The following is a 13815-nucleotide window of genomic DNA, read 5'->3' on the forward strand; positions in this document are numbered from 1 at the left end:
GAATCGTTTAATTAAATATTTTATAAAGCATTTCTCTTAATAAATCAGCCTGAGACAAACTGTTGGCGCCAACTCCTTTGCTTTTTACATCAGTATCCCGCAATGAAGTTACAATTTGACTAACCTTTCTCATTGGGTAGTTTTTCAACGCTACATCGTAATCTTTCAAGAAAAAAGGATTAACACCAAGTACTGAAGCAACATTTTTAGGGTTTTTATCCTTCAATCCGTGGTATTTTAATAATTGAATGAAAAAGCCAAAAACCAAACCTGTAGTCATTACAATTGGATTGTCTTTTGGGTTTTGAGCAAAATTTTCAGCTATTTTGTATGCTTTTAATTGATTGCGTTCTCCAATTGCTTTTCGTAATTCGAATACATTGTAATCTTTACTAAATCCAATATTTTCTTCTATATCTTTTGCAGAAATAGTGCTTCCAGCAGGCAAAATAATTTGTAATTTTTCAAGTTCATTGTTGATTTTACTCAAATCTGTTCCTAAAAACTCAACCAATATTGCTGAAGCTTTGGGTTCTATAGCATATTTTTTACCTGCTAATACTCTCTTAATCCAATCTCCTATTTGGTTTTCGTATAACTTTTTACTTTCGTAAACAACTCCGTTTTTGGCTAGAACTTTGGTGGCTTTTTTTCGTTTATCCAAAGTTTTGTATTTGTAACAAAACACCAACACTGTTGATGGCATTGGATTTTCTGCATAACTTTCAATTTTGTCAATGGTTCTTGATAATTCTTGAGCTTCTTTGACGATAACCACTTGACGATCGGCCATCATTGGATAGCGTTTGGCTGTAGAAACAATATCTTCTATAGTAACATCTCTTCCATATAAAACAGTCTGATTGAATCCTTTTTCTTCTTCGGATAAAATATTAGCTTCGATATATTCGGATAATTTGTCAATGTAATAAGGTTCTTCCCCCATCAAAAAATAAATGGGTTTAATGTTTCCTCCTTTAATATCATTAACAATTTTTACAACTTCGTCCATGTTTTTTGTTTAAAGTTTGAAGTTCAAGGTTTTATTTAAAGCATAATCTCTGAGCTTTAAACCTTAAACTTTAAACAATTTAATTATTTTTGCTTCATGCAAAAACTTAATTTTCCTTCCTATACTTTTCGTTTCAAAAATAGCGAAAATAAAGTATCTATTTTTGATGCTATCAGGAAAAAATTCATCATTCTTACCCCAGAGGAATGGGTTCGTCAACATGTGGTCAACTATTTATTGGAAGAAAAAAAATATCCAAAATCATTGATTAATGTTGAAAAAGTTCTACATGTCAATGGTTTACGGAAACGCTATGATATTGTAGTTTTTAACCCAGACGGCACTATTTTTATATTAATTGAATGTAAAGCTCCTGAGGTTAAAATTGCTCAAGCAACCTTTGATCAAATTGCACGATATAATATGACTCTTGAAGCCGAATTTTTGATGGTAACCAATGGGCTAAATCATTATTTTTGTCTAATGGATTTTGAAAACGAAAAGTATGAGTTTTTGAGAGAGTTACCAGATTATAGATAAGATACTTTTGAGTACTGATTTTGATACATAAAATATAAATAAACTTCCTTGGAAAAAATAGCCGTAGTTATATTGAATTGGAATGGCGTAAAACTTTTAGAACAGTTTTTGCCTTCCGTAATTCAATTTTCGCCCGAAGCAACTGTATATGTTGCTGATAATGCTTCAACAGATGAGTCTATCACATTCGTTAAAAATAATTATCCATCAATAAAAATTGTGCAGAACAAAATCAATCATGGTTTTGCTGGTGGTTATAATGATGCTTTACAATATATTGATACCGAAATTTATGCATTGATAAATTCGGATATTGAAGTAACTGAAAATTGGCTGAAACCTATTTTGGAAACTTTTGATTCTGAATTCAATACTGCTATTATTCAGCCTAAGATTTTAGATTTTAAACGAAAAGAGTATTTTGAATATGCTGGTGGTGGTGGTGGATTTATTGATAAATACGGTTATCCTTTTTGCAGAGGTCGTATTTTTGATACATTAGAAAAGGATAATGGGCAATATAATGATGCAACTGAAATATTTTGGGCTTCTGGTGCTTGTTTTTTTATTAGAAGCGAAGTTTATAAAGAGTTGAAAGGTTTTGATGAAGATTTTTTTGCTCATCAGGAAGAAATTGATTTATGCTGGCGTGTCATCAACAAAGGATATATTATTAAATACAATTCAGAATCAGTTGTTTATCATGTTGGAGGTGCTACTTTACAAAAAGCTAATCCACAAAAAACGTTTTTAAATTTTAGAAATTCTTTGTTAATGTTAACAAAGAATTTGCCACAAAATGTTCTTGTTCAAGTACTTTTCGTCAGAATGATCTTAGATGGTATTGCAGGTGTTAAATTTGTGTTTTCGAGTCAATTTTCTCATTGTTGGGCAATTATACGTGCTCATTTTTCTTTTTATGGGTTGTTTTTTAAAAATTATAAAAAAAGGGAAAAAAATCAAGCAGAAATATACTTTAAAACGAAAAGCATCGTTTATGGTTATTACGTTAAAAGTGGCACAGTTTTTGGTGACTACATTTAACAATAATTTACATTTAAAATTAACATTTAAAAACTAACTTTGTAAAACACACATTTAATTAAAATTGAATTCTATGAAAAAAATAATGTTAACTCTGGCGGCTTTGGCACTTCTTACTTCTTGCGTTTCTAAAAAAGAATACGCAGCATTAGAAGCTAAAAATAAAGAAACACAAGATTTATTAAATACTTGTACTGTAAAATTAAATTCTTGTTTAGAAGAAAAAGCAGGTCTTAAAGCAACTGTAGATGGTTTAAAAGAAACGAATCAGCATTTGATTTCAACTTCAAAAGACATGACAATTTTGTCTACTAAAGGAGCTGAAAATATTGAAAAAGCATTAGAGTCTATCAAAGAAAAAGATTTGAAAATTAGCAGAATGCAAGACGCTTTAACTAAAAAGGATAGTGTTACTCTTGCGGTTGTTACTAGTTTAAAATCAGTAGTTGGATTGGATGATAAAGACATCGAAATTAATGTTGATAAAGGTGTAGTTTTTATCTCTATCTCTGATAAAATGTTGTTTAAAAGTGGTAGTTATGAAGTAAGCGATAAAGCAAAAGGAGTTTTAGCTAAAGTTGCTAAAGTGGTAAATGACAAACCTGATTTCGAATGTATGGTTGAAGGTCATACAGATACTGATGTATTAAAAGGGAATTCTTGTCTAATAGACAACTGGGATTTGAGTGTAAAACGTTCTACAGCGATTATCCGTATTTTATCTAATGATTTAGGAGTAAATCCAGCTCAATTAATTGCTGCGGGAAGAAGTTCTTATGTTCCTTTGGTACCAAATGATTCTCCAGATAATAAATCTAAAAACAGAAGAACTCGCATCTATGTAATGCCAAAAATCGATCAGTTCTATGATATGGTTGAAAAAGAAATGAAAAAACAACCAGGAGCTCCAACAACAGCACCAGTTCAAAAATAAGGTATAATTATAATTCATTAAAAACGCTTCGAAATTCGAAGCGTTTTTTTTTATGCATTAATTTTTAGAATTTCAAAAACTATTTGGCTAGTTTGATATAATCTACTTTTTATTTGAAAAAAATTATATAATATCAATATCCCCCTTACCTTCTCTAACCACTATCGGCTCATCCCCAGATAAATCAATTATAGTTGAACCTACATTATCACCATAACCACCATCAATAACTATATCAACCAAATTTTGCCATTTTTCAAAAATAAGTTCAGGATCTGTAGTATATTCAATTACTTCGTCTTCATCTCGAATAGAAGTAGAAACAATAGGATTTCCTAATTGACGAACTATTTCTAAAGCAATAGAATTATCAGGAATACGAATACCTACTGTTGTTTTCTTTTTAAATTCTTTAGGTAAATTATTATTTCCTGGAAGAATAAAAGTATAAGGTCCTGGTAATGCTCTTTTAAGTAGTTTGAAAGTCGAAGTATCTATTTGTTTTACATAATCGGATAAGTTGCTCAAATCGTAACAAATAAACGAGAAATTAGCTTTTTCTAATTTAACTCCTTTTATCTTGGCAATTTTTTCAAGTGCTCGAGAATTGGTAATATCACAACCTAGACCATAAACAGTATCTGTTGGGTAAATTACTAAACCACCGTCTCGAAGTACTTTTACGACTTTAGCTATTGCTGCTTCGTTAGGTTTGTCTTCGTATATTTTAATGAATTGAGCCATGATTTATTTAGTTTAATGTTTTTTTGCTTAAAGTTTTAACGTTTTTAGAATAAGAACTTTAAACTTTTTTATCCTATAATATCCAATTTTGCAAATCGTAATAATAATTTTTTAAGTCCACCTACTTCAAACTTAATTTCAGCTTTTTTATCAGGTCCAACGCCTTCTAAATTGACTACTTGTCCTTTTCCAAAACGTTCATGCATAACCACATTCCCCGCAACTAATTTATTGTCAAATAGGTTAGCAGTTCCAGCTGAAGGATTATTTACTGTCATTGGCTTCAGTTTTCTAATATTAACGTCAGATTTGGGTTCATTATCTGTAATGTATTTAGGAGGTGTGCTTCCTACTGGTTTTGCTAAACGCAATTTGGATTTATCTACATCTCCAAAAATATCACTATCAATTGATGATTTGTAACGATAATTACTTTCGGCTGGAGTTAGATATTCTAAGAATTGACCATCAATTTCTTCGATAAAACGGGAAGGCTCACTATCGGTCAATTTTCCCCAACGATAACGAGATTGAGAATATGTTAAATATGCTTGATGCTCTGCACGAGTTAATGCTACATAAAATAAACGACGTTCTTCTTCTAATTCGCTTCTTGTACTCATACTCATAGCGCTAGGAAATAAATCTTCTTCCATTCCAACTACAAATACATGAGGGAATTCAAGACCTTTCGCCAAGTGTATCGTCATTAAAGCCACACGGTCTTCATCACTGGTATCTTTATCCAAATCAGTAGCTAAGGCAACATCTTCCATAAATTCGGATAATGAACCACGAGCCCCATCTACTTCTTTTTGACCTTCTATAAAGTCTTTAACACCATTCAATAATTGCTCAATATTTTCAATACGAGCCATTCCTTCGGGCGTAGCATCTTTTTTTAATTCTTGAATCAGCCCTGTTTTTTTTGCTACATGTTCTACAACATAAAAAGCATCCTGATTCTCATTAATCACTTGAAAACTCTGAATCATTGTAACAAAATCTAGTAGTTTTTGTTTGGTACCCGAGTTCAGTTTCAAGTCAATTCGTTCAATGTTTTGCATTACTTCAAAAATCGAACGCTTATAATGATTGGCTGCAATTGTTAATTTTTCGATAGTTGTATTTCCAATTCCACGTGCAGGGTAATTGATAACACGTACCAAAGCTTCCTCGTCTTTTGGATTAATGACTAATCGTAAATAACACAGTGCATCTTTGACTTCTTTTCTTTGATAAAAAGACAAACCTCCATAAATTCGGTAAGGGATATCTCTTTTTCTCAACGCATCTTCCATAGCTTTGGATTGTGCATTGGTACGATATAAAATTGCAAAAGCACCATTATGTAACTGATGATTCATTTTTTGTTCCCAAATGGTAGCAGCTACAAAACGTCCTTCTTCATTATCAGTAATACTGCGATGTACTTTTATTTTTGGACCAAAATCGTTGGCTGTCCAAACCACTTTGTCCAGTTTTACTTTGTTTTTATCAATAATGGTATTAGCCGCTTCCACGATATTTTTGGTCGAGCGGTAATTTTGTTCTAGCCTAAAAGTTTTTACACCTTCGTAATCTTTCTGGAAGTTCAAAATATTATTGATATTCGCCCCACGAAATGCATAAATACTTTGTGCATCATCCCCTACCACACATATATTTTGAAATTTATCTGATAAAGCACGAACAATCAAATACTGAGAATGGTTGGTATCCTGGTACTCATCTACCAATAAATATCGAAAACGGTTTTGATATTTAGACAAAACCTCAGGAAAACGAGTCAATAATTCATTGGTTTTCAATAACAAATCATCAAAATCCATGGCGCCCGATTTAAAGCAACGCTCTACATAATTCTGATAAATCTCACCCATTCTAGGCTTTTTACTCATTGCATCAGCCTCTTGTAAATCAGGATCATTAAAATAAGCTTTTACAGTAATCAAACTGTTTTTAAAGTTGGATATCCTACTTAAAACCTGCTTGGGTTTGTATACATCGCGATCCAATTGCATTTCCTTGATAATTCCAGAAATAGCACGTAAAGAATCTTGCGAATCATAAATTGTAAAATTCGAAGGATATCCTAAATGATCCGCTTCCGAACGTAAAATTCGAGCAAATACGGAGTGAAAAGTTCCCATCCAAAGATTCTTAGCTTCACTAGTCCCTACAATATCTGAGATACGTTTTTTCATCTCACGTGCTGCTTTATTAGTAAAAGTAAGCGACAAAATATTGAAAGGATCTACACCTTGATGCATCAAATAAGCAATCCTGATAGTAAGCACACGTGTCTTTCCTGAGCCTGCACCGGCAATAATAATCATAGGACCATCTTTTTGCAATACAGGTTCGCGTTGCGCTTCGTTAAGTTGTTCTATATATTTTTGCATAGAAAAATGTACTGTTTGTCGCAAAATTAAGAATTTAAGACTGAATAAACGAGTCTTTACAAAATTCAGTTGTCAGTTTTCAGATTGCAGTTTTCAGATTCAAAAATCCTCACTCAAATGTTGCATTTCTAAGATAAATTAAAACACTGAATTCTATAATTTGTAATCTAAAATCATTTGGGCGTGACCACAATAGAAAAAGGAGCTATTTTCGTGATGGTTATTTGCTCCTTTTTCTATTGCAGTCGGGCTGTACGAGCTACTTTGGTAGCTTGCTTCTATCCCTCACGAGGCATCAAGTAAATTCAAATACTTCTAGTTTAAATAATAAGGAAAATATTGAATTTATTCATAAATTAGCAATGGCTATTGCCTCAATTATTAACTAAAAATGTAATACTATGAAAAATCTAGGTCTGTTTTGTTTGCTGTTAGCTTGCATTGGATTCGAAAGTTGTAAAAAAGACCAAAGTCAAAAAGATGTTGAAGCAACCAAAGCACAAGCTGAAAAACCAATAAGTACAGCATGCTATAAAGCATTCTATGAAAACGATACTATTGATTTGAGGATTAATACGTTGAAAAACGGAAAAATAAACGGTGATATGATAATGAAAATTGAAAATATGCCGAATAAAGTTGGGGAAATTACTGGAGAATTTCGTGGAGATACCTTGTTTGCTGATTACTCTTTTATCCAAGGAACAAATGATAAAGTAAAATTCAAAAATCCGATGGCATTTCTAAAGCATGGGAATGAACTCAATTTAGGTAGTGGTAAAATAGAAACCTATTTGGGGAAATCATACTTTGTTAAAGACACACCTATAGAATTTGAAAAAGTGAAATATAAATTTACAACTGTAGATTGTGTTAGCAAATAGTAAATTTTTTAGGAATGAAGCAATTATGAGCATTCTTGATAGAATTCTAAATGTGATTGCTTCATTCCTAATAATTTTGATTAAGTTTATTTATTAAACTCTCCAATATGCCATAATACTCCTGAAGGGTCATGAATAAAACATTCTTTACCCCAATCTAATATTTTGATAGGGACAAGTTTTGCCTCTTTATATTTTGTTGTCAATTCTAATTCTATAAGATCATTCCAAAAATGACTAACATCTTTCACTTCTAAAAAAATCATAGAATTATCAATCCAATCCTTTATGTATGCATCTTGCAAATAAAAAGATAATTCCTCCATTTCGAATACAGACATATTGTTGCCTAAAATTGTTTCTTTAAAACCCAGATCTGTATAAAAACTTCGTGACAGATCAAAGTCTTTAGCTCCTATAAATGGGCGAATTGATTTCGTTTTACGTTCCATGGCTTGTATTTTTAAATCAAATATAGAGTTTATATTTATTTAAAAAACACATCGTAAGCAAAACGTACCAAAGTACCGATAACAACAATCATAAAAAAAAATCGAATAAAACCGTTTCCTTTGTTTATCGCTAATTTAGCACCTATAAATCCGCCCAAAGCGTTACTAAAAGCCATTGGAAGTGCAATCGCCCAAATGATTTTACCTTTTAGTATGAATAGGCAAATGGAACCAAAATTGGTAGCGAGATTCACCATTTTTGCATTGGCAGAGGCATGCAAAAAGTCAAATCCCATTAATGCGATGAAAGCAACAACAAGAAAGCTTCCCGTACCTGGACCTATGAATCCATCATAAAAACCAACTACAAAACTGATAATTACTGCATTGAAAATCTGCGTTCTTGACGATATGTTTCTTTCTTGATGTTGCCCGAAATTTTTCTTTGCGTAGGTATAAATAGCTAATAATGAAAGTACTATTAATAGTAAAGGTTTCATAAAGTCATTACTCACATAAGTCAATAAAGTAGATCCTAAAAAAGCTGCTGGAAATGCTAACAGCATCATGATAATCAGTATTTTATAATTTATAGTGACTTTTTTCATGTATTGATAGGCAGCAAATGATGTTCCGCTAAAAGCTGGGACTTTTAAAGAGCCTATCACGATAGATACAGGAAGATTAGGTAAAAGGATAAGTCCCATAGGAGTTTGTATCAGTCCGCCTCCACCTACTATGGCATCTACAAATCCTGCAAAAAAGGCGGCTAAACAAAGTAAGACTATAATATAAGTTTCCATTTGGTTCGTGCAATTTGGGTTTTGAATCTTGAATGAGCAAAAATACCCATCCACTTTTTATTATTGAAATAATTTTGCCTTTGTTTTAGTTTCAAAAAGGTTATTTTTGCTTTTTTTAAAATGAAAACAAAATGGATATTTCAAAAATGCTAGAATTACTGAGTTATACTTTACCTGCAATTATTACTGGAATGGTTGCTTATTACTTTTTTAATTTACATACCAAAAATGAAGAAGGAAGACGTCGTTATTTATTGAGTAAAGAAGCTCAAAAAAATACAATGCCTTTACGTTTACAAGCCTACGAGCGTATGACTTTATTTTTGGAACGTATTAGTCTTTCCAATTTATTGATTAGAATTTCTCCTATTTCGACAGATAAAAATGATTATGCTAATTTTGTTATAGCACAAATTGATCAAGAATTTGAACATAATTTAGCACAGCAAATTTATATGACAGATGAATGTTGGACAATTATTGTGACTGCTAAAAATGCCACAACTCAAATGATTCGTAAAGCGGCTTTGAGTGAAGTTGTTGGTAATGCAGATCAATTGAGAGAAGCCTTATTAAATGATTTACTGGATAGACAAACTCCAAGTAATGCTGCTTTGGGTTATATTAAAAAAGAAGTAAGCCAAATGTGGTAGTTTTTAAAGTTCTTAATTTATTAAAAGTTCTAAGTCTTTGAATAGTATTTCAGAGACTTGGAACTTTTTAATATTTAGGAGTTTTTTATTTGACTATATTTTAATCTTTGTTTTGATAGAGAAAAATAGAGAAATTAAATATGTATTATAAAGTAGTTTTAGTGTTCTTTTTTATTAACATAAATTTATTCCTTAAGCAATCGATCCAATTGAAATTGTTCTTTTTCATTCAAATTTGGCAAGATAGTTTGGAAAGTACTTCTTGTTTCTGAATTTTTTAATAATAAACGAATATTATCTCTACCAAATTTAGAAAATTGCCACATATGATGCGTAGTAGCATTGACCAAATTTTTTAAAATTTCTTCATTAATGATATTAAAATTCAAAAGATATTCTAATGCATTTTGTCTTGTTGTTGCCTCAAATTTAGAGGAAGAATAGTTTACTAATTCTTGAATATTGGTTTCTTTATTGCTAGCATATTCTGGAGTTGATACAGCTAATGATAGCCATAAAATCCGTAAATTGAAATCGTTAAATCCTATCCAGTCTTTTGTTTTTGCTAGATAATCGTTCCTTTTAGTTGGAAAGTTATTCCACAAATTATATAGTGCGACCTCCTGAGTTTGATAAGATTTGTCATCGAGTAGGGTTTCGTATTCGGTCCTAAATTCTTCAGGTATTTTTTGAAGTGTGACAGCTACTGCTTGTCTAACCTGAATGTTTTGTGTTTGCATTGCCAAATGTAATAACTGTTTTTTATCTTCGAATTTTTCTTTAAATAATTGACTTAAAATCGCTTCTTTTATAGTAAAGTATGTGTCTGATTGTAATGTTTTCTCAAAAAATGCATTTTTTTCGTTTAATGGTTTGTTCCTTAGTTTCGCTACTTCCAGCTGAACTTTCGTTGCATCATTTTTGGATAATAATTCATTAGTAATATCACTGTTAAAGACAGGTGACTCAAGCCATATTTTACTAAAATTTACTAAATCATAATTTGATAATTTTTTAATTTCATCAAACAAATTTTGAGTAGTTACGTTTTGATAAGAATATTTCAAGAGGTAATTTTTCACAGCTTTTCTAAAGACCTCCTCTCCTATTCCTTCTCGTAAAACATGCAATGCCCAAGCACCTTTTTGATAAAATGATAAGGAACTTGCTTTGGCATTTAGCACCGGAATCGTATCCGTTTTCGAAGCTTGTTTGAGTTGTAATGACGATTCGTATAATTTGGAATAAAAATAATCATCGCCATAGACAGAACGCTCTGCTAACAAAGCATAATAAGTTGCAAATCCTTCTTGAAGCCAATGATCTTTTCCACTTTGAGCAGTTACTAAATCCCCAAACCATTGATGAGCTAGTTCATGTGCGTTGACGTTGGTATAACTTCGGTCTTCAAATCCTATAGAATCTACGACATAACGTGTTGCGAATATTGTGGCACTTGTATTTTCCATACCAGCATAAAGAAATTCTGAAACTGGAACTTGACGATAGATTTTCCAAGGGTACTTCACTCCTATTTCCTTTTCCAAATAATCAAATATTTCTTTAGAATAACGGTAAGTTGGTTCTTGTTTGCTAACATCTTTTGAATCTAAATACAATTCTAGCGGAATACCTGATTTTGTATTTAATGTACTTTTTTCAAAATTCCCTATAGCAACCATTAACAAATACGAACTCATTGGTTTTTGCATTTGATATGTCCAATGAGTATTGTTTTTATCTGCAACTTTATGTTTTAAAACACCGTTTGAAATTACTTTATAATTAGAGTCAAAAGTAACATCCATATTAAAAATCACTTTCTCATTGACATCATCAAAACTTGGAAACCAATGACTGGTATATTTGCCCTGCCCTTGTGTCCAAATTTGTAAATTATTCGTGGCTTTAGAGCCAACAAAATATAGGGTTTGCTTGGGTTTTGCTTCGTATGAAAACTGGATGGAATTTTTACCTTTTTGAAACGGATAAATCAATAGCAATTCTTTTCCATTGGTTGAAAAAGGGATTTTTTTCGCATTTAATTCTAATGATGCAAAAGTCATGTTTTGTGCATCAATTTTGATAGTATCAATGAGGTTTAAAACTTCAAAAGTATAAGTAACTGTTCCCGAAATACTTTTATTCTCAGGATTAATAGAAACATTGCCATTAACGGTTTTAAAATCTACCGATTTGGTTTGTTGTCCGAATACAAATGTGGAAAAAATCAGGAAAAGGTATTTCATTCTTGTATGAATTTATGGAATCTGGTTTGTATTTTTCTACAAGTTAATCAAAGTTACAAAGGTTTAAGCAACAAATCGAACATAATTTGTAAGTTTACTTCCGAAATAAATCATAAAGAAAAATTGAAGAAAAAAGCCTTATTTAATTGGAGCAGCGGAAAAGATTCTGCTTTAGCATTATACAAAACCTTGCAGAATGATGAGTTTGAAATCTGCTGTTTGTTAACTAGTGTAAATCAGCAGTTTCAGCGTATTTCTATGCACGGTGTTCGAGTAGAATTATTGGAACAACAAGCGCAAAGTATTGGTTTGCCTCTAGAAATTATGCAAATCCCCGAAATGCCTACTATGGAAGTGTATGAAGCTGTGATGCAAAAAACACTTTCAAAATTAAAAGAAGAAGGTATTACTCATTCTATTTTTGGAGATATTTTTTTGGAAGATTTGCGAAAATACAGGGAAGATAAATTAGCAGAAATAGGTTTTGAAGGCGTATTTCCTCTTTGGAAAGTACCAACCATTGATTTGATTCAGGAATTTATCACACTAGGATTTAAAACTATTGTAGTTTGTGTTAACGAACGTTTTTTAGATAAAAGTTTTGTAGGTCGTGTTATCGATCAGGATTTTATCAATGATTTGCCTGAAAATGTAGATGTATGTGGTGAAAATGGAGAATTTCATACTTTTACTTTTGATGGGCCTATTTTCTCGAAGCCTATTTCATTTGAAGTTGGAGAAATTGTTTATCGTAAATATGAAAAACCAAAGGAACAAGATGCTTCGGATACCGCTTGTGACACATCAGCATCGGATGCTTTTGACTTTGGATTTTGGTATTGTGATCTGATACCGAAATAGATAATTATAGCTGATTAAAAAAATGTTATGTTAGTAAAAAAACACAGTATAGAATTAGAAAAAGTTTTGTCTTTTTTAAACGAAATTGAGATTACTATTATTGAAAAAGAATTAGATGAAACTACTTTTTTGCCCGGATTGACTTTGGGGCCAAATTGTATTTATATTGATTTTGATAAATTATTGTATCCTGGAGATATTTTACATGAAGCAGGGCATTTGGCCGTTACAACAGCATTAGAAAGAAAATTAGTAGGTACAGAAGATATGCCTAAAGATTGGCCTACTCAAGGTGATGAAATTGGTGCTATTTTATGGTCGTATGCAGCAGTTTGTCATTTGAACTTGCCTTTGGAATTTGTTTTTCATGCAAATGGATATAAAAATAATTCGGATTGGTTTGTATCTAATTTTAAAAGTGGAAATTACATAGGATTACCGTTTTTAGAATGGGCAGGACTAACTTTAAGTGAGAGTCGAGCAGCATTAGAAGGGAAAAAAGCTTTTCCAATAATGCAAAAATGGTTAAGAGATTAAATTATGGAAGAATTAGTAAGAACAATAAAATTTCCAATTGTTTTTGACACAGAACGTTTAAAAACTGATGTTCAAAAAGTGTTGGAGCTAAACTGGATTGATCATTATAATTCCAATGATTATTCGGGTAAATGGACTTCTATTGCTTTGATGTCACAAAGTGGGAAATCAGATGCTATATATGCTTTTCCAAATGGCAATGAGCCAATTGTAAATACAGAAATTTTGGATTCCTGTGAATATTTTAAGTCCATTTTGAATGGTTTTCTTTTTGAAAAAACTGCCGTCAGATTGTTACAATTAGCAGTTGGAGCCGAAATTAAACCACACAGTGATCATTGTTTAGGTTATGAAGACGGTTCTTTTCGATTACACATTCCCATCATTACTAATAGTGAGGTAGAATTTATTTTGGATGGTAATCGGGTTATAATGAATGAAGGTGAATGCTGGTACATTGATGCTAATTTTATACATTCAGTGGCTAATAGAGGAAAAAATGACCGCATACATTTAGTTATTGATGGTATTCGGAATGAATGGACAGATAAACTTTTTTTTACGGAAGCAAATCCTAATCAATTCATAAAACCAAAAGATATTATTAGTGAAGAACAAAAACAACTTATGATTGCCGAATTGCAGCTCATGAATTCTTCCATAGCAAACGATTTAATCAAAGAAATTAAATAGATTA

General features: G+C 31.5%; 14 protein-coding genes. 8 read left to right on the top strand and 6 right to left on the bottom strand.

Annotation, left to right across the window (positions count from 1 at the left end; translation table 11 throughout):
* Positions 1–7: 7 nt before the first annotated feature.
* On the bottom strand, positions 8–1012 hold the full coding sequence (gene holA / locus CLU82_RS18900) for a DNA polymerase III subunit delta (protein WP_100844562.1): 1005 nt from the start codon (positions 1010–1012) through the stop codon (positions 8–10).
* Between the two features lie 96 nt (positions 1013–1108).
* Here holA and CLU82_RS18905 point away from each other — a divergent pair, with 96 nt between their 5' ends.
* The 3 genes from CLU82_RS18905 to CLU82_RS18915 all read left to right on the top strand — a co-directional run bounded on the left by CLU82_RS18905 (position 1109) and on the right by CLU82_RS18915 (position 3530).
* Positions 1109–1552 (top strand): type I restriction enzyme HsdR N-terminal domain-containing protein, encoded by a 444-nt coding sequence (locus CLU82_RS18905; protein ID WP_100844563.1) that lies wholly within the window; start codon positions 1109–1111, stop codon positions 1550–1552.
* Between the two features lie 48 nt (positions 1553–1600).
* On the top strand, positions 1601–2596 hold the full coding sequence (locus CLU82_RS18910; protein WP_100844564.1) for a glycosyltransferase family 2 protein: 996 nt from the start codon (positions 1601–1603) through the stop codon (positions 2594–2596).
* A gap of 73 nt (positions 2597–2669) precedes the next feature.
* Positions 2670–3530 (top strand): OmpA family protein, encoded by an 861-nt coding sequence (locus CLU82_RS18915; RefSeq protein WP_100844565.1) that lies wholly within the window; start codon positions 2670–2672, stop codon positions 3528–3530.
* A 123-nt stretch (positions 3531–3653) separates the two neighbouring features.
* On the opposite strand, the gene CLU82_RS18920 is transcribed toward CLU82_RS18915, so the two are convergent.
* Both CLU82_RS18920 and CLU82_RS18925 read right to left on the bottom strand, forming a co-directional pair.
* A complete protein-coding gene (locus tag CLU82_RS18920; protein WP_100844566.1) occupies positions 3654–4274 on the bottom strand; it encodes an L-threonylcarbamoyladenylate synthase in 621 nt (206 codons plus the stop codon).
* 68 nt (positions 4275–4342) lie between these two features.
* Entirely contained in the window at positions 4343–6679 is a 2337-nt protein-coding gene (locus CLU82_RS18925; protein WP_100844567.1) for an ATP-dependent helicase, read from the bottom strand.
* A gap of 401 nt (positions 6680–7080) precedes the next feature.
* On the opposite strand from CLU82_RS18925, the gene CLU82_RS18930 reads away from it, so the two are divergent.
* Positions 7081–7563 carry a hypothetical protein gene (locus CLU82_RS18930; RefSeq protein ID WP_100844568.1) on the top strand — a complete coding sequence of 161 codons (483 nt, stop codon included), beginning with the start codon at positions 7081–7083 and terminating at the stop codon, positions 7561–7563.
* Between the two features lie 86 nt (positions 7564–7649).
* Here the strand turns inward: CLU82_RS18930 and CLU82_RS18935 are convergent, their stop codons facing one another.
* Positions 7650–8015 carry a glyoxalase gene (locus CLU82_RS18935; RefSeq protein ID WP_100844569.1) on the bottom strand — a complete coding sequence of 122 codons (366 nt, stop codon included), beginning with the start codon at positions 8013–8015 and terminating at the stop codon, positions 7650–7652.
* Between the two features lie 35 nt (positions 8016–8050).
* Positions 8051–8818, bottom strand: coding sequence for a TSUP family transporter (locus CLU82_RS18940; protein WP_100844570.1), 768 nt, complete (start codon positions 8816–8818; stop codon positions 8051–8053).
* Between the two features lie 131 nt (positions 8819–8949).
* Here CLU82_RS18940 and CLU82_RS18945 point away from each other — a divergent pair, with 131 nt between their 5' ends.
* Complete coding sequence (locus CLU82_RS18945) at positions 8950–9471, top strand: hypothetical protein (RefSeq protein WP_100844571.1); 522 nt, start codon at positions 8950–8952, stop codon at positions 9469–9471.
* A 185-nt stretch (positions 9472–9656) separates the two neighbouring features.
* Here CLU82_RS18945 and CLU82_RS18950 read toward each other — a convergent pair whose 3' ends face one another.
* On the bottom strand, positions 9657–11720 hold the full coding sequence (locus CLU82_RS18950) for a M1 family metallopeptidase (protein ID WP_100844572.1): 2064 nt from the start codon (positions 11718–11720) through the stop codon (positions 9657–9659).
* A 123-nt stretch (positions 11721–11843) separates the two neighbouring features.
* Here CLU82_RS18950 and CLU82_RS18955 point away from each other — a divergent pair, with 123 nt between their 5' ends.
* Genes CLU82_RS18955 through CLU82_RS18965 form a run of 3 tightly spaced genes read left to right on the top strand, consistent with a single transcriptional unit; the run spans position 11844 to position 13811 of the window.
* Positions 11844–12581, top strand: a complete 738-nt coding sequence (locus CLU82_RS18955) for a diphthine--ammonia ligase (RefSeq protein ID WP_100845081.1) — start codon at positions 11844–11846, stop codon at positions 12579–12581.
* Between the two features lie 27 nt (positions 12582–12608).
* Positions 12609–13118: a hypothetical protein gene (locus tag CLU82_RS18960; RefSeq protein ID WP_100844573.1), complete on the top strand. Its 510-nt coding sequence runs from the start codon at positions 12609–12611 to the stop codon at positions 13116–13118.
* Between the two features lie 3 nt (positions 13119–13121).
* The gene (locus CLU82_RS18965; protein ID WP_100844574.1) at positions 13122–13811 is read left to right on the top strand and encodes an aspartyl/asparaginyl beta-hydroxylase domain-containing protein; all 690 of its coding nucleotides are present in this window, start codon (positions 13122–13124) and stop codon (positions 13809–13811) included.
* The last annotated feature ends 4 nt before the right edge of the window (positions 13812–13815 follow it).

Origin of the sequence: Flavobacterium sp. 5 (assembly GCF_002813295.1) — a bacterium.
GTDB lineage: Bacteria > Bacteroidota > Bacteroidia > Flavobacteriales > Flavobacteriaceae > Flavobacterium.